Genomic DNA, 16,101 nt, shown 5'->3' on the forward strand with positions numbered 1-16,101 from the left:
TGGCGCACGATTCGCACAAGTTCAGGGATGTTGCTGCCTCCAAAGCACCCGAGGCAGCAATTTCGCTGAAGTTGCGCAGATCTCGACCGTGTCCCCGAGGGCGGGTCGGCGTGGCAGAGCGGCGGGCGTCCTCATTCTCGGCCGGCGGCGACGAATGGCACTTCCTACCGTGCCGTTCCGGCGAGCAGCCACCGCCGGACGGGGATCTCCAGCAGCACTCGCTCGCTGCCCGGGCCGACCTGTCGGCTGACGTCCCAACCGTCGTACTTGCTCGCGAACGCCTCGACGACCGTGCTCGGGAACCCGTCGCGGTGTACGCGTGCGGCGCCCTCGGCCACGACCGGGGCGTCGCCCCCCTCCAGGGCCAGGGACACCCGTGGATCGGCCAGGGCGTTGCGGACCTTGACGCTGCGGCCGTCGGTGCCGATCCACCAGGTCCCGGCGATGTGGACGAACCAGACCGGCGTCAGGTGGGGGGAGCCGTCGCGCCGCACCGTGCACAGCCAGACGTTCCGCTCCCGACCGAGTCGCACCTCGACGTCGGCCGGCAGGATTGAGGGGGATGGGCTCACCGGGCCAGTGGATCACAGCGCCGCACTGCTCGACGAATACTCGGGTGCGGGTGACCCGGCTCCTCCCTAGGCTTGCCGCCTCACGGTCCGCACGGCGTGCGGCCGGATCGGAGATGAGCGAAGCGATGACGTCCCACCTGTTCGCGATCAGCTACGACGCAGCCGACCCCGTCCGTCTCGGGAGGTTCTGGGCCGGGCTCCTGGGGCGGGAGATGGTGGATGACCCACGGGACGGCGTCCTGGTCCTGCCTCACGCTGACACCGAGCTTCGACTCCGCTTCGTGCCGCACCAGCAGCCGAAGACCGTGCAGAACCGGATGCACTTCGATCTGACCAGCGGCTCCCTGGAGGAGCAGCAGCGGACGATGGCCAAGGCGTTGGAGCTCGGCGGACGGCACACCGACGTCGGTCAGCTCCCGGAGGAGAGGCACGTGGTGCTCGCCGACCCCGAGGGTAACGAGTTCTGCGTGATCGAGCCGGGCAACAACTTCCTCGCCGGTTGCGGGTTCATGGGCGCGCTCGCCTGCGACGGTTCGCAGGCGGTCGGGTATTTCTGGAGCGAAGCGCTGGGATGGCCGCTGGTCTGGGACCAGGACGAGGAGACCGCGATCCAGTCGCCGCTCGGCGGCACGAAGATCACCTGGGGTGGGCCGCCGATGATGCCCAACGGCGGCAGGGACCGGCTGCATTTCGACGTGGCCCCGCCTGCCGACGGTGACCAGCAGGCCGAGGTCGACCGGCTGCTCTCGCTCGGGGCGACGCTCCTGACCGACGGCCGGAGCGACACGGGCCGGGTGCTGATGGCCGATCCTGACGGCACCGCGTTCTGCCTGCTGACGCCCCGACAGCCGGGGTCTACCGCGTGAAGTAGGCGGCGCTCTGCGCATCTGCCGGGTAGTAGGACTCGATGGCGATCTCGTCGATCGTGACGTCCATCGGGGTGCCGAACGTGGTGATGGTGGAGAACAGTCTCAGCTCCCGTCCGTCGATCCGGAGGATCATCGGAATCACCACGTCGGCGTCGACCCGTTGGCCCACCGTGTCCTCGGGCACCTGGTGGAGCAGTTCTTCGTAGAGCGCGGTGAGTTCCACGTCGGGGGCGATGGCGAGCTGGCGCGAGATCCGGCTGCGGAACACCGCCCGTACGTCTGACAGGTTGACGACCAGGGAAGCGAGCCCGCGCGGGTCCAGGCCCAGCCGCACCAGGTTCACCGGTGGTCGCAGCAGATCGGGCGCGACGCGCGCGAAGAACGGGTCCACCGCGCGGTTGGTCAGCACGATGTTCCACCGGCGGTCGAACGCCAGCGCCGGATACGGCTCGTGTGCCTGGAGCACCCGGCGGACCGCGTCGAGGGCAGCCGACAGAGCGGTGTCGTCGAGCGGACGCTCCGCGTACCGGGGTGCGAAGCCGGCGGCGAGCAGCAGCGGATTGCGATCCCGCAGCGGGACGTGGAGCTGGTCGGCGAGCCGCAGGATCATGTCCGCGCTCGGTGTGGACCTCCCGGTCTCGACCAGGCTGACGTGACGAGCCGAGACGTCCGCGGCGATCGCCAGGTCGAGCTGGCTGAGCCCCCGGCGCTGCCGCCACTGCCGCAGGAGTGCCCCGACCGTGTACACGACCAGGAGCGTACTCATCGTCGCGCCGTACGCCATGAAGTGCGATTTCATCGACAACCGCCGCGGCCGTGGAAACACTGGGGCCCATGACCACTGAGAACAAGGGCATCGTCCAACGGGCGCTGGCGGGGCTGATCGAGACGGGCGACGTGGACACCCTCGCCTCGTTCCTCAGCGACGACTTCCTCCACCACCGGTCGGATTCGACCAGCTCGACCAAGGTGGAATGGCTCGCCGCTGTCCAGGCCGCGCTCGGCCCGACCGCCGGCATGCAGGTCGAGATCCTTCACCTCTTGGCCGACGCCGATCACGTCGTGGTGCACTCGCGACGTTGGCTACCCGACGCGGGACCGGAGATCGTGGTCGTCGACGTCCTGCGGGTCGCCGACGGGCTGATCGCCGAGGTGTGGGAGATCATCGAACCCGTGGCCCAGGTCGCCGCCAACGGGGCGTGGTGGGAACCAGCGCTCCTCTAGACCGGCGGCGTGCGGCCGGTGCGGACGGCGTACGCCCGCTTCATCTTGATGTAGTTGCCGCACCCGGCCATCGAGCACCAGCGGCGGGCCTGGTTTCGGGAGGAGTCGTAGTAGGCCCAGCGGCACGTGTCGCGGGCGCAGACCTTGAGCCGCGCCCAGGTGCCGTCCTCGGCGGCCCGGCGGACGGCGTCGACCAATCCGGCGACGGCCGGGCCCAGGGGTGTGCCGGCGGCGGTGACCAGGCGGTGGCCGTCGTCCGCGAAGCGCAGCGTGACGGGCAGCCCGGCCAGCGTCTGGTTGAGTCGGTCGAGCGCGCCGGCGTCGGCGGGGTGGCCTGCGTGGCCGAGCAGCACCGCGCGCAGGCCCTCCCGGACCGTGAGGGCCAGGTCGAGGTCCGCGGGCCCGAGTTGCGTGCCGACCGGCATCAGCTGCCGTTCGACGAACCAGTCGCGAAGGTGGTCGGGGCTCGTCAGCGTCTCGTGGTCGATCTGCGGCTCGACGGTGTTGACGAAGTCCCGGATCAGCCGGGCGGCGGCCGGCACCCCTGCGTCGTCGTCCACCGACCACCTCCCTCTTCTTGACACCACCGTATCGCCTTGACAGGTCTCAAATCGCCTGCGAGTGTCGGAACTACACCAGCGAAATGGTTTTGCCGGTGTGATCTCGGTCGGGAAGGGCGGCTCGTGGCCTCCACGCTCAGGGACGTGGCCCGGCTCGCCGGGGTGTCGGTGAAGACCGTCTCCAACGTGGTCAACGGCTATCCCCACGTGAGCCCCGACGTGCGACGTCGGGTCGAGACGGCCGTCGCCGAGCTGCACTACCGGCCGAACGCGTCCGCCCGGACCCTGCGCACCGGGCGCACCGGCATGCTCGCTCTCGTCCTACCGACCACCGACCTGCCGTACGCCGGCGACCTCGCCGGTGCGGTCGTCCACGCGGCGGCACAGCAGGGCTACCGCGTCGTCGTCGCGCACGACCACGACCAGCCCACGTCGTCGGGCCTGCACGACGCCCGCGCGATCCCCGTGGACGGGGTCCTGGTCGGTGCCCCCGTCACGCCGGGCGACCTGGGCCGCGCTGTGACCGCCACCGGTCCACCCGTCGTGCTGATCGGCGGCGCACCCCACGATCAGCGGTGCGACCGGGTCGGCATCGACGTCGCCCAGGCCGCCGAGGACGCGACGAACCATCTGCTGCGCGCCGGTCGCCGCCGGATCGCCGCGATCGGTGAACGCCCCGCAGCCAGCCCACACCCGGGTACGCCCGGATACCACCGGGCGCTTCGTCGGGCCGGGCTGGTGCCGGTGTCCGGTCGGCTGCTGCCGGCGCCCCACCACCGCCGGGCCGACGGCTACCGCGCCGCCCGCGAACTGCTCGTCGGCCCGGACCGCCCGGACGCGATCCTCTGCTCCTCCGACCCGCTCGCCATCGGGGCGATGCGGGCCGCCTTCGACGTCGGGCTGCGCGTGCCGGACGACGTCGCGGTGATCGGCATCGGCGACATCGAGGAGGGGCGCTACTCACGGCCCACCCTGAGCACCGTCGCTGTCGACACCGGCTTTCTCGCCCGGGAGGCCGTGGCCCGCCTCGCCGTGCGGATCGGTCAACCCGACGCCGCGGTCGCCGACATCATCGCGCCGCACACAGTGCTCCCCCGGGAGAGCACCGACACCACGCCCCGGTGACCGGGGCGACGGCCGGTAACCGGTTGGACAACGGCGGCGTCGGTCGGTCAGAGTGGTCCGCCGTGAGGTACCTGCGTACCGGTGGTCCCGCCGCGATCCGGCGGCCCCGGCCCACCGACTCCGCCGAGTTCATCGCCGCCGTGCGGCGCAGCCACGACCTGCACCACCCCTGGTTGGTCGCGCCCGGCAGCCCCGAGGAGTACGACAGCTACCTGCGCCGGATCCGCCGCCGGGACAGCGCCGGCTACCTGATCTGCGACCGGGCCAGTGGCGAGATCGCCGGCTACGTGAACATCAGCGGGATCGTGCTTGGCGCGCTGCGCGGCGGGTTCCTGGGGTATGCGGCGTTCCGGCCGTACAGCGGGACCGGGCACGCGTCGGCGGGCGTCGCCCTGGTGATCGACCACGCGTTCACCGCGGTCGGGCTGCACCGGCTGGAGGCGAACATCCAGCCGGGCAACGAGCCGTCCCGGCGGGTGGCCCGCAAGCTCGGCTTCCGGCTGGAGGGGTTCTCCCCGGACTACCTGTTCATCGACGGCGCCTGGCGCGACCACGAGCGCTGGGCGATCACCGCGCCAACCCCCGCTTGACCGTCGGCCCCGCTGCGCCGGCCCAAGATCCGCGCAAGATCGGGGAAAGTGCTGCCTCACGAGCTGCTGAGACAGCAGGATCCCTGATGTTGCCCGGATCTTGGGGTCGGCCCGGCGGCGGGTGCCACCGGCGGAGGGGCGCAGCGTCGCGTCGGACGTTTGTCGAGGGCTTCGACGGGAAACGGCCCGCAATGACGAAACCTCGTGTGGTGATCGTGGGGGCCGGGTTCGCCGGTTACCACGCGGCGAAGACGTTGAGCCGGATCGCCCGGGACCGGGCCGAGATCGTGCTGCTGAACTCCACCGACTACTTCCTCTACCTGCCGTTGCTGCCCGAGGTGGCGGCCGGGGTGGTCGAGCCCAAGCGGATCGCGGTGCCGCTGACCGGGACACTCAAGGGCGTACGCGTGGTGATCGGCGAGGCGGACCACGTCGACCTGCAGAACCGCTGGGTCGGCTTCACCCAGGCCGAGGGGGAGAAGAACCGGCTGGCGTACGACCGGTTGGTGCTCGCCGTGGGCAGCGTCAACAAGCTGCTGCCCATCCCGGGGGTCACCGAGTACGCGCACGGCTTCCGCGGTCTGCCGGAGGCCGTCTACCTGCACGACCACATCGTTCGTCAGATCGAGCTGGCCGAGCAGGCCGAGGACCCGGCGGAGCAGCGGGCCCGCTCCACGTTCGTGGTGGTCGGCGCGGGCTACACCGGCACCGAGGTCGCCGCGCACGGGCAGCTGTTCACCGACGCGCTGCACGCCCAGCGGCCGCGGCTCACCCTCCGCCCCCGCTGGATGCTGCTCGACGTCGCGTCGCGTGTGCTGCCGGAGCTGGACAAGCGGATGTCGGACACCTCGCACAAGGTGCTCAACCGGCGTGGGGTGGACGTGCGGATGGGCACCTCGGTGGCCGAGGCGACCTGCGACGGGGTGAAGCTCACCGACGGCGAGTACGTGCCGACCTGCACGCTGGTGTGGTGTGTGGGGGTGCGCCCCGACCCGTTCGTCAACGAGTTGGGTCTGCGGACCGACCGGGGTCGACTGGTCACCGACGAGTTCCTCAACGTGCCCGGCTATCCGGAGGTGTACGCGTGCGGCGACGCCGCCGCGGTGCCCGACCTCGTCAACCCGGGCAAGGTCTGCGGGATGACCGCCCAGCACGCGCAGCGGCAGGGCAAGCGCGCGGCGTACAACATCGCCGCGTCCTACGGTTTCGGCAAGCGCAAGCCGTACAAGCACCACGACCTGGGCTGGGTCGTCGACCTGGGTGGCAAGGACGCGGCGGCGAACCCGTTGCAGGTCAACCTGGCCGGGTTGCCGGCCAAGGCGGTCACCCGGGCGTACCACCTGATGGCGATGCCGGGAAACCGTACGCGGGTCACCGCCGACTGGGCGCTGGACGCCGCGCTGACCCGCTCGGCGGTCCAGCTGGGGTTGGTGCCGGCCAACGCGGTGCCGTTGGAGAGCACCTCACCCGAGGTCGCGACGCGGGCCCGCTGAAGCACGCACCACCCGGCCGGTCAGCCCTGCGGGGCGGGACCGGCCGGTCGGCGTGACCGCGTTTCCGGACCGGCCGGTGGGGCGGGCCGAAGTCGGCGTGGCCCGTACTCGCGCAGCAGCGTCTGCACGATGCCGGCGGCGGGGATGGCCAGCAGCGCGCCGAGCAGGCCGGCCAGCTCCGCGGCGAGCAGCACGCTGACCAGCACGGTCAGCGGGTTGAGCCGGACCGCCCGGGACAGGATGAGCGGCTGGAGCAGGTGGTTCTCGACCTGCTGGTAGACCACGAAGAAGACCAGCACGACGATCCCGGCAGTGGGGGAGTGCAGGAAGCCGGCCCCGGCCGCGATCACCGCGCCCAACGTCGCACCAACGAGCGGTATCAGGTCGGTCACCGCCACCAACAGGGCGATCACGGCCGCGAACGGCACGCCGGTGAGGGCCAGCACCACGTAGGTCAACAGCCCGCAGATCACGCTGATCAGCAGGTTGCCGGTGAGGTAACCGGTGACGGTGCGCGACACCTCCCGGCCGACCCGGCGCAGCCGGTCACCCTGACCGTCCCCGGCCGCCGCGAGCAGGCGGCGGGTGATCCGCGGCGCCTCCAACACCATGAGGTACGCCAACACGACGACCGTGACCAGCCCGGCGACCGTTTCGACGACGCCGCGCAGCACGCCCACCGCGGGTTGACGCAGTCGGGTGCCCAGATCGCGGAGCTGGTCGGAGTGTTCGCTGACGTACCGGCGTGCGCCGGTGCGCTCCAGCAGCTGCCCCAGCGGACCCTGGCCGGCGCGGGCGTCGTGCAGCAGCTCGGGCGCCCGGTCGGCGAACCGGCCCAGCTCCCCGAACAACGGCACCAGGATGAGCGCGCCCAGGAGCGCCACCAGCACGAAAGCAGCGAGGAACACCAGCAGCGTGGCCAGGGCCCGACGCCGGACGAGACGCCGTTGCAGCCGGTCCACGAGGGGCTTGAGCGCCACGGCGAAGAACGCGGCGACCACGACCCAGACCAGCACCCGCCGGGTCGCGTACACGAACGCCAGCGCGAACGCGGTCGCCAGGACCAGACCGATCACGATCAGGGTGTGACGGGCGGTCACCCGATCGTCGGCGTTGCTCATCCGCCGCGCCTTCCCCCCGCTCGCCGTCGGAAACCCGGCATTGCGGGCGCGACGGTGTGTTCTGGTCCAGACGCGAGCCGACAGGGCGTAGGTGCTCAGCGGTCGTCGTCGGTGACGGGTTGGGCGCCGGCGACGAAGGTGTCGAGCGCGGTGGCGTGCAGCAGACCGCCGGGCACCGGGTCACGCAGGGCCGCCACCGCCAGCCGCCCGACCAGCAGGCCGCCGGGGCGCGACGTCGCGGCCAGCACCAGGTTTCCGTACCGCCGGCCGCGTAGCATCCGCCGGTCACCGAGGATGCACACGTCGGCGAAGACCGCCCGCAACGTGGCCACCTGCGCCCGGGTGCCGACCAGTGGCGGCAGGTCCGTGACGTTGACCAGGTACGTCCCGTCCGGGCGCAGGGTGCGGGCCACCTCGGCGGCGAACTCGACGGTGCGCACGTGCCGGGGCATCTGGGCCGCCCGGTAGATGTCGGCGATCACCAGGTCGTAGGAACCGGCCGGGGCGGCGGTGAGCGCGTCCCGGGCGTCGGCGACCTCCACCCGCACCTGCGGCGGCAGCGGCGGCAACTCCCGGGCGACCAGCTCCACCACGGCGGGGTCCCGCTCGACGACGCGTTGCGGGGAGCCGGGCCGGGTGGCGGCCAACCATCGGGGCAGCGTCAACGCGCCGCCTCCCAGGTGCAGAACGCTCAACGGGACGCCGGCCGGGGCCGCCACCTCCACCGCCGAGGCGATCCGTCGGACGTACTCGAAGTGCAGGTGCAGGGGATCGGAGACATCCACGTACGACTGCTCGACCCCTGCGGACAGCAGTGTCCGCCCGGTCCGGCGGACCGGGTCGGCGACCAGCTCCAGCCGGTCGGCGGCGCGGTTCATGACCGGCACGCTAGCCGAGCCCACGGTCCACGACGCCGGTGGCCCGGCACGGCCGACGGGCCGGCGGAGCGGGGTTGATCCCCGTCCGCCGGCCCGCCCGGGTCAGGGCTGCCGGTCAGCCGCCGGCCATCCCGGCCCCCACCTCGTCGATCGCGTCGTCGATCTGGTGGGCGAGGTCCACGTCGAGCGCGGTCACCCCGTCGGCCTGACTGGTCCGTACGGTCAACACGGCGGCGGTGCCACCGGGGCGTCCGATGCTCGGGCCGCGGCCGTTGTCCTGGCGCAGCCGGTCGAGCCGGGCGAGCACCCGGTCCAGGTTGTCCGGTGGCAGCGCGACCACTCGGTAGAGGCCCTGGCTGTCGCCGGCCCAGTACGGCAGGTCGTCCAGCGCCGCACTGATCTCGTCCGCGTCCAGGGTGGGCGTGGTGGTGGAGGCGCCGACGAGGCCACCACCGGCCTCCGGTGGGTTCAGCAGGTCACGCAGACCGTCGGGTACGTGCAACGACTCGACCAGGTCGCCGTCCTGTTCGGCGAGCGCGGCGATCGTCGCCTCGGCCTGGTAGCGGGCCTGCTCCGGGGTGTTGCCGCTGATCCGGCCCACCTCGGCCAGGAAGCCGGGCAGGTCCTGGTGCCGCTCGATGCCGTCGACCGGCAGCACGTCGTGCAGGGACGCGGGCACGGCCGCGAGCAGGCGCTGCCGCTCGGCCGCCTCCAGCGCGAACGCGAGGACCAGCACTGTCGCCTCGGTGCCCACCTTGGCCGTCTTGAAGTCGACCCCGGCCCGACGCCGGACCTCGTCGACGAGGTCGTGGTAGCCCATGGTGCTCACGCCGGCCGCGCCGCTGGGCGGGGACGGCTGTGGCCTCGGGTTGTCGGCGGTGCCGAGTGGCGGCGGCGCCGGCCCGCCACGCGTGCTGTCCGGTTTGTGCAGCCCGGCGGCCGGTGGGCCGGCCCGCTTGCCCGAATCGAGGCTCTTGAGCTGCTTGGTGGCGCTCAGGCTGGCGCCGACCTCACTGGGCTGGCGATTCTGTTCCCGGGCCTGCCGGGCCAGTGCCCGGCGCCTCTGGTTGTCGCCTTCCATCTGCTTGCGCATGCTGGCATCCCTTCCGCTGGGGACAGTGGCTGCTCCGGTCGCGTTCCCGCCGTCCCCGAGAAGGAAACGGAGGCCGCCGGCCGGGTCGGACCGGCCTTCGCCACGCTTCATCCGGGCGGGGTGAGGGGTGCTCACCCGCTCGGCCCGCACGATCAGCTCAGGACCGGAGTTCTTCCGAGGTACGCGGAAGGAAGGTCGTCATGAAGCAGATCGTCGAGATCGTCCCCGCTCGACCGGGCTGGTACGCGCGCTGGCAACTCACGCCCGAACTCACCAGGTGTTACCCGGTGAGCCTGTGGGCGCTGCTGGAGGAGGCCGACGGGACGGGCCGCGAGGTGGTCGGCATGGACTGCATCGGCCAGTGGCCCGGCGCGGACGACAACGAGGCGGGTGGGCAGTTCGTCCGCTACCTGTACCAGACGCCCGATTCGGGACAGCCCGAGGACGTCGAACCGCCCTCGACCGGCGAACTGCGCGAGAGCGGCCCCCGGCTCCAGCCGGTGACGGCACCCTAGACATTCCTCCGGCCCCCGACCCCAGGTCCCAGGGTCGGGGGCCACCCCGTCCCGGGGTGGCCGGAGATCAGCCGGTGGCGCGCAGGTCGCCGACGTGCTCGACGGCCAGCAACTCGGTCAGGCCGGTGCGGTCGAGCATCCGCTGCAACTGCGGGCTGACCCCGGTCAACCGGATCGCCCGGGCGATCCGCAGCACCACCAGCAGCGCGCTGAGCCCGGAGGAGTCGCAGAGACTCACGCGGGTCAGGTCGATCAGCACCTCGTCGTCGCCACTGAGGTCGGCCGCCACGGCGGTCAACTCGGGCGCGGTGTCGTAGTCGAGCTCTCCGATCAGCTGAAGGAGGACGTGCCCGGCGTCGAGCCGGGTCGTCTCGATGGTCAACAGCTGATCGGACATCCCACCATGTTCCCAGCCCTGCGGGAGAACGCAAAGCCGGGGGCGACATCCGCGCGTCCAAATCGACCGCCCGGCACCCTTCAGGCCGTGGTGGCGACGCTCGGCAACGGCTCTGAGGTGCCGGTTTCCGCGGGCCGGCGTAGGGTGGTCGGAAGACTTTTGACCATGGACGCCGGTTCCGGCACGGGTTCGGGTGGACGACAAGGAGTGAGGCTCAGCTGGTGACTGCTACCGACGTCAGGGACTGGGACCCGGGCGACGGACGGCTTCCCACGCCGAGTACGACACGGTCCCCGGCGTGGTCCGCCGACGTCACGCCCCGGTCCACCGCCGCACTGCCGCCGCTCGCCCCCGACCGGGATCCGGCCGCCCCCGACTGGTCCGAGGTCGTCGAGCATTTCCGGGAAGGCCTTGTCGTCTGCGACGCCGACGGCGTCGTACGACATGTCAGTCCGGTGGCCGAACGACTGCTGCCCGAGGTGACGCCCGGCGAGCTGCTCAGCGCGGCCGGTGTGCCCGGGCTGAGCGACGGCGACGCCGGTGGCTTCACCCATCACGGGCGCCGGCTCACCGCCCGCCAGGTGCCGCTCTCCGGTGCCCGCTGCTGCTGGTACGTCGAGGACGTCACCGACAGCGTCAGCCGCGCCGACGCGCTGCTCGCCGAGCGGGCCCGCTCGGCGTTCCTGGCCGTGGTCGGTGACAAGCTCGGCAACCCACTGCACCCCGACCGGGCCGCTGCCGCGGTCGTCCGCCTCGCCGTGCCGACCCTGGCCGAGGTGGCCGTGCTCGTGCTCGCCCCCCGTGGCGGTCGTGCCCGCTGGTGGCGGGCCTCGCGCTCCGACGACGAGGCCCCGACGGTGGACAGCGGCGTGCTGGCCGGCGGGGACCTGCCGACCGCCATCGCCGACGGGCTGACCGGGGTCGAGCCGCACGCGGTCGACTGGTTGGTCGAGCAGGCGGTCGACGCCGGCTGGCTGCCCGGGCTCGCCGGCACCGACAGCGCTGCCCGGGTCGTTCCGTTGCCCGGCCGCGACGCGCCCGTCGGCGTGCTGCTGGTGGCCCGCCGCTCCACCCGCTGGTACGACGAGGCCGACGTCGAGCTGGCTCGCGCGTTCGCGGCCCGTGCCGGCGCGGCCCTGACCACCGCCCTGCTCTACCGCGACCAGGCGGAGGTGGCCGACACCCTCCAGGCCAGCCTGCTGCCGGTCGAGCCGGCCGAGGCCGCTGGGGTGCAGTGGGGCACCGCGTACCGGCCCGCCCAGGCGGGGCTGCGCATCGGCGGCGACTTCTACGGCTCGCACCGGCTCGCCGACGGGGGCTCGGTGTTCTTCCTCGGCGACGTGTCGGGCAAGGGCGTCGAGGCTGCCGTCTTCACCGGCCAGTTGCGTCAGTGCCTACAGGCGTTGCACCGGTTGGAGTCGCACCCCGGGCGGTTGTTGCGGCTGCTCAACGACGCGCTGCTGGAAACCACCCAGGCGCACGGCCAGGGCCGCTTCGCCACGATGGTGCTCGGCGTGGCCCGCCCACAGCGCGACGGCGGCCTGACCCTCACCATGGCCGGCGGTGGGCACATGCCGCCGCTGGTGCTGCGCAACTCCGGTGAGGTGGAGTCGGTGCCGCTGAGCGGCATGCTGATCGGTGTGGTGCCCGACCCCCGCGTCGGTGAGGTGACCGTACGGCTCGCGCCGGGGGAGACCTGCCTGCTCTACAGCGACGGGGTGACCGAGGCCCGGGGTGGCCGCCGCGGCGACGAGCAGTTCGGCACGGAACGCCTGGTCGCCGCCGTGACCGGCTGCCAACGGATGCCCGCGCCGGCCCTGGCCGAGCGGGTCGAGCAGGTCACCTGCGACTGGTTGGCGCACGGCGACCACGACGACATCGCGGTGCTGGCGCTGCGGGCGACCGGTCCGGGTGGTCGCGGGTCGCGGCACCTGCACTCGGTGCCCGCGCAGGCCGGCGCCGACCGACAGAGGGAGACCGACGCGTGACCGCTGCCACGACGGCCGCCGACCCGATCGACGCGTACGCGGGCTATCTCGACTGCCTGGCCGACGCCGACGAGTACGCAGCGATCGACATGGCGATCGGCCTGCTCGACGCGGGCGTGCCGGCGGAGCGGGTCCTGCTCGACCTGGTCGCGCCCGCGCAGTCCGAGGTGGGCGAGCGCTGGGCGCGCAACGAGTGGAGCGTCGCCCAGGAGCACGCCGCCACGCACATCAGCGAGCAGGTGGTGGCGGCGGTCGCCGCGCATGCCAACCCGCGCCCGACCGGCGGGCGGGTCGTGGTCGCCTGCATGGACGGCGAGTGGCACGCGCTGCCGCCCCGGCTGGTGGCCGAGGTGCTGCGGTTGCGTGGCTGGCAGGTGACCTTCCTGGGCGCCAGTGTCCCGGCTGCGCACCTCGTGTCGTACCTGCACCGCTACGACGCCCACGCGGTCGCGTTGGCGTGCGCGTTGCCGATGCGGTTGCCGTACGCCCACCGGATGATCGAGGCCTGCCGTCGTTCCGACGTGCCGGTGGTGGTCGGTGGGCGTGGGTTCGGTGCGGACGGTCGGTGGGCGCGCCGACTCGGTGTGGCCTGGGCGCCGAACGCGCCCGCGGCGGCCGAGCTGATCGCCGACGAGCGGGCGCTGCGCGGGGTGCCGCCGGCGCGGCTGGCCCACCTGGCCGACGACGAGTACGCCAGCCTGGTGCGGCGTCGTGGCGAGCTGATCGACAGCGCGTTGGCCGACCTGCGGGAGCGGGTGCCGGCGACACGGGCCTACAGCCCCACCCAGTTGGACGCGACGGTGAGCGACCTGGGTCACATAGTGGATTTCCTGGCCGCGGCGGTCTACGTCGACGACCCCTCGTTGTTCACCGAGTTCGTGGAGTGGCTGTCGGAGATCCTGCTGAGCCGTGGGGTGCCCGCCGGCGCCGTCGCCCAGCCTCTGGATCACTACGGCGTCGCGTTGCGTGACTTCCCCCGGGCGGTGCGTGTGCTGGCCCTGGGGCGCGCCGTGCTGCCCGCCGCCGACCGCTGACGGACCCGTCGCCGGCTACCAGGGCCGGTCGGCGGACGAGCCGACACTGCGTATACTTGCCGCACTGCAAACGTCCCACCCCAGGGTGGAGCGAGGGGGAGAACGGTGACGTTCAGCGTCCGCCACGTCGAGCGCGACGGCGGTGTTGCCTGTCTGCGCCTCACGGGCGAGCTGGACCTGAGCACCGCTCCCGAGCTGAGTGCCGCGATCGACCGGCTCTCCGCCGCTGGCGAGACCCGGGTGCTGCTCGACCTCACCGACCTCACGTTCTGCGACTCCACCGGGATGGCCGTGTTCGTCCGCGGCGACAACCGGGCGGCGGCCGAAGGCGGTTGGCTGCGGCTCACCGGCGCCAGTGGCCGGGTCGAGCGGGTGCTGCGGGTCACCGGCCTGGCCGACGTGCTGCGGTACGAACCGGAGGCGGTCGACCCCGCGTCGCGCAGTGCCTCCTGATGGGCTACATTTCCCCGCCAGCGCGGTGACCGTCCGGTCCCGTCCCGCCGACCCGAAGCAGGTAGTGATGGGCGCAGACAGCGCGCAGCCGGTACGCATCCTGGTGGTCGACGACGACCCGGGCGACGTGCTGATGATCGAGGAGGCGTTGGCGGATTCCGACGTCGACAAGGTCATCGACGTGGTCAGCGACGGCGAGGAGGCGATGGAGTTTCTCCGCGCCGAAGGCCGGCACGAGCACGCCCGCCGCCCGGACGTGATCCTGCTCGACCTGAACATGCCGCGGATGGACGGTCGGCAGGTGCTGGGCGCGGTGAAGCAGGACGAGGATCTGCGGACCATCCCGATCGTCGTGCTGACGACCTCCAACGCCGACACCGACATCGTCGGCAGCTACACGCTGCAGGCCAACGCGTACGTCACCAAGCCGATCGACCTGGACGACTTCAACGACGTGGTCCGCCGCATCGACGAGTTCTTCGGCCGGGTTGTCGTGCTGCCCAAGCGCGTCTGACGCGGGCCCCGCCGCGCACGCATGCTGAACATTTTTCCCGAACCCCCTCGGCCGTCGCCCTCTGGGCCGAGGATCCAGGTGGGGAAGTAACAGCAGCTGCCTGGGGGGCGACAGTATGAGGTTCTCCGTCGTTGAGACCGGCTACGACCAGCGGCAGGTGGATTCCTGCCTGGACGAACTGGGGATCCGGTTGTCCCGGCTGGCGGCGCGGGCGCAGGGTGCCGCCGGAGCGACCCGGGAGTGGGACGAGATCCGCGAGGAGGCCACCTGGCTCAGCGGGCTCCTGCAGAGGTTGGACCTCGGTGACACCTCCGCCGGCCGGCACGCCGGTGACGGCGCCCGGCGCGAGGCAGCCGACCTCCGGGCCCAGGCCCGTGCCGAGCTGGCCGAGGCCCGCGAGGAGGCACGGCAGGTGCGGGAGCGGGCGTACGCCGACGCCGTGCAGGCCCGACGGGACTTCGAGGCGGCGCTGTACGTCCGCCGGCGACGTGAGGCTCGGGTGGACGAGATCCTCAGCCAGGTGACGGAGGACCAGGTGCCCGCCGACACCCCTACCGCGGCTGCCGGCGTGCCGGGAAGTCGGGTGGGAGTCGGCGGGCAGGACACGGCCGCGGAGCAGCCGCCCGGCCGTCGCTGACGCCGGAAGGCCGTTGCGTGGGTGCCCGGCTCAGGCGGTGAGCGCCGCCACGACGGTGGTCGCCCGGTCCTCGTGCTGCGCGTACGCGTCGGGGTAGGCGGAGATCTGCACGGACTGGGCGGCGTAGGTGATGCTCATGTCCTGCCAGCCGGGGATCTCGTTGAGCGCGGTGTAGAAGGCCCGTGCGGCGTACGACGGGCGCATCAGTTCGGCCACCGTGCCCCAGCCGCTGCTGGGTCGCTGCTGGAACAGCCCGACCGAGTCGTGGTCGGAGCCACTGCCCTGGTTCGGGTAGTTCGCCGACTCCGGCAGGACGTCGCTGGCCAGGTTGTAGAGGTTGCTCTCCTGCATCGCGGTGGCCAGTGCCACCACCAGGGCGCGGCGCGGCATCTTCATGTCCAGGCCGACGTCCACGATGATCTTCGCGTTGTCCATCTGTGCCTGGTCGAGGCCGGCGACCGGTCGGGGTCGGCGGGGCTTGACCGGCTTCTTGGGCGCCTTGCGCACGACTGTGGGGCGCGGGGTGGGCGACGCCGCCGTCGGGCTGGGCAGGACCCGCGCGGGGGCGAGGTCGCGGTCCAGTGACCGGGAGGCGCGCTCGTCGGCGATGGCGGCACGGTCGGCCACGGCCTCGGCGAGCGGCTCCACGGCGCGGGGCGCGTCGTCGCTGCCCCGGGCGGTGGCCACCGCGACGAGGCCGAGACAGCAGGTGACACCGGTGGCCAGGGCCACCCGCACCGGGGTCGAGCCCAGCAGGGTGTGCCGGGGCGGTTCGGGGACGCGGTGACGGCCGATCGTCCGTTCGGTTGATGCGGCGTCGCCCGGATGGGTGGTCGGGCGCGCGTCGGTCAGCTTCTGGTCGGAGGGGTCGTCGGGATGCACCTGACGAGGCTAAAGACCCAATTGCTCGATATCGCCTGCCCGTACAGTGGCCTGCGCCACAGTTTGTCCCGATCTTGGGGATTTCCGGGGGCGAAGGTGCAGCAAGAGCGATCAACCTCGTGGATCGGGCCAGACGGGTATTACCGATTTGCTGGG

Annotated in this window: 19 protein-coding genes; 11 read left to right on the forward strand and 8 right to left on the reverse strand. The window is 72.3% G+C overall.

Translation table 11 applies throughout. The features are described from left to right. Positions 1 to 164: 164 nt before the first annotated feature. Positions 165 to 572, reverse strand: a complete 408-nt coding sequence (locus KBX46_RS14915) for a pyridoxamine 5'-phosphate oxidase family protein (protein WP_141909209.1) — start codon at positions 570 to 572, stop codon at positions 165 to 167. A gap of 113 nt (positions 573 to 685) precedes the next feature. Here KBX46_RS14915 and KBX46_RS14920 point away from each other — a divergent pair, with 113 nt between their 5' ends. After that, positions 686 to 1,438 carry a VOC family protein gene (locus KBX46_RS14920; protein ID WP_374224976.1) on the forward strand — a complete coding sequence of 251 codons (753 nt, stop codon included), beginning with the start codon at positions 686 to 688 and terminating at the stop codon, positions 1,436 to 1,438. Here the strand turns inward: KBX46_RS14920 and KBX46_RS14925 are convergent. Continuing rightward, positions 1,428 to 2,207, reverse strand: coding sequence for a helix-turn-helix domain-containing protein (locus KBX46_RS14925; protein ID WP_210792950.1), 780 nt, complete (start codon positions 2,205 to 2,207; stop codon positions 1,428 to 1,430). The genes KBX46_RS14920 and KBX46_RS14925 overlap by 11 nt on opposite strands. 68 nt (positions 2,208 to 2,275) lie before the next feature. On the opposite strand from KBX46_RS14925, the gene KBX46_RS14930 reads away from it, so the two are divergent. Beyond that, on the forward strand, positions 2,276 to 2,665 hold the full coding sequence (locus tag KBX46_RS14930; RefSeq protein WP_247667517.1) for a nuclear transport factor 2 family protein: 390 nt from the start codon (positions 2,276 to 2,278) through the stop codon (positions 2,663 to 2,665). Here KBX46_RS14930 and KBX46_RS14935 read toward each other — a convergent pair. Then, complete coding sequence (locus KBX46_RS14935; RefSeq protein ID WP_210792951.1) at positions 2,662 to 3,225, reverse strand: ABATE domain-containing protein; 564 nt, start codon at positions 3,223 to 3,225, stop codon at positions 2,662 to 2,664. The genes KBX46_RS14930 and KBX46_RS14935 overlap by 4 nt on opposite strands. 123 nt (positions 3,226 to 3,348) lie before the next feature. Between KBX46_RS14935 and KBX46_RS14940 the strand changes: the two genes are divergently transcribed. The 3 genes from KBX46_RS14940 (at position 3,349) to KBX46_RS14950 (ending at position 6,433) form a co-directional block, all read left to right on the forward strand. Further along, the gene (locus tag KBX46_RS14940) at positions 3,349 to 4,350 is read left to right on the forward strand and encodes a LacI family DNA-binding transcriptional regulator (RefSeq protein ID WP_210792952.1); all 1,002 of its coding nucleotides are present in this window, start codon (positions 3,349 to 3,351) and stop codon (positions 4,348 to 4,350) included. A 62-nt stretch (positions 4,351 to 4,412) separates the two neighbouring features. After that, positions 4,413 to 4,940 carry a GNAT family N-acetyltransferase gene (locus KBX46_RS14945; RefSeq protein WP_308159525.1) on the forward strand — a complete coding sequence of 176 codons (528 nt, stop codon included), beginning with the start codon at positions 4,413 to 4,415 and terminating at the stop codon, positions 4,938 to 4,940. 191 nt (positions 4,941 to 5,131) lie between these two features. Further along, positions 5,132 to 6,433, forward strand: a complete 1,302-nt coding sequence (locus KBX46_RS14950; protein WP_141909214.1) for an NAD(P)/FAD-dependent oxidoreductase — start codon at positions 5,132 to 5,134, stop codon at positions 6,431 to 6,433. Between the two features lie 20 nt (positions 6,434 to 6,453). On the opposite strand, the gene KBX46_RS14955 is transcribed toward KBX46_RS14950, so the two are convergent. The 3 genes from KBX46_RS14955 to KBX46_RS14965 form a co-directional block, all read right to left on the reverse strand. Continuing rightward, positions 6,454 to 7,554 carry an AI-2E family transporter gene (locus KBX46_RS14955; RefSeq protein ID WP_210792953.1) on the reverse strand — a complete coding sequence of 367 codons (1,101 nt, stop codon included), beginning with the start codon at positions 7,552 to 7,554 and terminating at the stop codon, positions 6,454 to 6,456. Positions 7,555 to 7,649: 95 nt separating this feature from the next. Further along, positions 7,650 to 8,432 carry a spermidine synthase gene (locus tag KBX46_RS14960; protein WP_210792954.1) on the reverse strand — a complete coding sequence of 261 codons (783 nt, stop codon included), beginning with the start codon at positions 8,430 to 8,432 and terminating at the stop codon, positions 7,650 to 7,652. A gap of 115 nt (positions 8,433 to 8,547) precedes the next feature. Further along, positions 8,548 to 9,525: a DUF2267 domain-containing protein gene (locus KBX46_RS14965; protein WP_210792955.1), complete on the reverse strand. Its 978-nt coding sequence runs from the start codon at positions 9,523 to 9,525 to the stop codon at positions 8,548 to 8,550. Between the two features lie 200 nt (positions 9,526 to 9,725). Between KBX46_RS14965 and KBX46_RS14970 the strand changes: the two genes are divergently transcribed. Further along, entirely contained in the window at positions 9,726 to 10,040 is a 315-nt protein-coding gene (locus KBX46_RS14970) for a hypothetical protein (protein ID WP_088947952.1), read from the forward strand. 67 nt (positions 10,041 to 10,107) lie between these two features. On the opposite strand, the gene KBX46_RS14975 is transcribed toward KBX46_RS14970, so the two are convergent. After that, positions 10,108 to 10,437, reverse strand: coding sequence for an STAS domain-containing protein (locus KBX46_RS14975; protein ID WP_210792956.1), 330 nt, complete (start codon positions 10,435 to 10,437; stop codon positions 10,108 to 10,110). Positions 10,438 to 10,658: 221 nt separating this feature from the next. On the opposite strand from KBX46_RS14975, the gene KBX46_RS14980 reads away from it, so the two are divergent. From KBX46_RS14980 to KBX46_RS15000, 5 genes are all read left to right on the forward strand, one after another. Beyond that, positions 10,659 to 12,425, forward strand: coding sequence for a PP2C family protein-serine/threonine phosphatase (locus tag KBX46_RS14980; RefSeq protein ID WP_210792957.1), 1,767 nt, complete (start codon positions 10,659 to 10,661; stop codon positions 12,423 to 12,425). Beyond that, on the forward strand, positions 12,422 to 13,459 hold the full coding sequence (locus tag KBX46_RS14985; protein WP_210792958.1) for a B12-binding domain-containing protein: 1,038 nt from the start codon (positions 12,422 to 12,424) through the stop codon (positions 13,457 to 13,459). Before KBX46_RS14980 ends, KBX46_RS14985 begins: the two co-directional genes overlap by 4 nt. Positions 13,460 to 13,564: 105 nt before the next feature. Further along, positions 13,565 to 13,912 (forward strand): STAS domain-containing protein, encoded by a 348-nt coding sequence (locus tag KBX46_RS14990; RefSeq protein WP_088947956.1) that lies wholly within the window; start codon positions 13,565 to 13,567, stop codon positions 13,910 to 13,912. A gap of 67 nt (positions 13,913 to 13,979) precedes the next feature. Beyond that, positions 13,980 to 14,426 (forward strand): response regulator, encoded by a 447-nt coding sequence (locus KBX46_RS14995; protein ID WP_088951715.1) that lies wholly within the window; start codon positions 13,980 to 13,982, stop codon positions 14,424 to 14,426. A gap of 115 nt (positions 14,427 to 14,541) precedes the next feature. Next, positions 14,542 to 15,063, forward strand: coding sequence for an ATPase (locus KBX46_RS15000; RefSeq protein WP_210792959.1), 522 nt, complete (start codon positions 14,542 to 14,544; stop codon positions 15,061 to 15,063). Positions 15,064 to 15,093: 30 nt separating this feature from the next. Here the strand turns inward: KBX46_RS15000 and KBX46_RS15005 are convergent, their stop codons facing one another. Continuing rightward, positions 15,094 to 15,945 carry a hypothetical protein gene (locus KBX46_RS15005; protein ID WP_210792960.1) on the reverse strand — a complete coding sequence of 284 codons (852 nt, stop codon included), beginning with the start codon at positions 15,943 to 15,945 and terminating at the stop codon, positions 15,094 to 15,096. Between the last annotated feature and the right edge of the window lie 156 nt (positions 15,946 to 16,101).

The sequence above is a fragment of the Micromonospora sp. C81 genome (assembly GCF_018070425.1).
Classification (GTDB): Bacteria; Actinomycetota; Actinomycetes; order Mycobacteriales; family Micromonosporaceae; genus Micromonospora; species Micromonospora zamorensis.

What these genes read in the sequence shown, in the direction of transcription:
- KBX46_RS14920 (WP_374224976.1), top strand. Translation starts at nt 686, where the DNA reads ATGAGCGAAGCGATGACGTCCCACCTGTTCGCGATCAGCTACGACGCA.
- KBX46_RS14925 (WP_210792950.1), bottom strand. Translation starts at nt 2,207, where the DNA reads ATGAGTACGCTCCTGGTCGTGTACACGGTCGGGGCACTCCTGCGGCAG.
- KBX46_RS14930 (WP_247667517.1), top strand. Translation starts at nt 2,276, where the DNA reads ATGACCACTGAGAACAAGGGCATCGTCCAACGGGCGCTGGCGGGGCTG.
- KBX46_RS14950 (WP_141909214.1), top strand. Translation starts at nt 5,132, where the DNA reads ATGACGAAACCTCGTGTGGTGATCGTGGGGGCCGGGTTCGCCGGTTAC.
- KBX46_RS14955 (WP_210792953.1), bottom strand. Translation starts at nt 7,554, where the DNA reads ATGAGCAACGCCGACGATCGGGTGACCGCCCGTCACACCCTGATCGTG.
- KBX46_RS14960 (WP_210792954.1), bottom strand. Translation starts at nt 8,432, where the DNA reads ATGAACCGCGCCGCCGACCGGCTGGAGCTGGTCGCCGACCCGGTCCGC.
- KBX46_RS14965 (WP_210792955.1), bottom strand. Translation starts at nt 9,525, where the DNA reads ATGCGCAAGCAGATGGAAGGCGACAACCAGAGGCGCCGGGCACTGGCC.
- KBX46_RS14970 (WP_088947952.1), top strand. Translation starts at nt 9,726, where the DNA reads ATGAAGCAGATCGTCGAGATCGTCCCCGCTCGACCGGGCTGGTACGCG.
- KBX46_RS14975 (WP_210792956.1), bottom strand. Translation starts at nt 10,437, where the DNA reads ATGTCCGATCAGCTGTTGACCATCGAGACGACCCGGCTCGACGCCGGG.
- KBX46_RS14995 (WP_088951715.1), top strand. Translation starts at nt 13,980, where the DNA reads ATGGGCGCAGACAGCGCGCAGCCGGTACGCATCCTGGTGGTCGACGAC.
- KBX46_RS15000 (WP_210792959.1), top strand. Translation starts at nt 14,542, where the DNA reads ATGAGGTTCTCCGTCGTTGAGACCGGCTACGACCAGCGGCAGGTGGAT.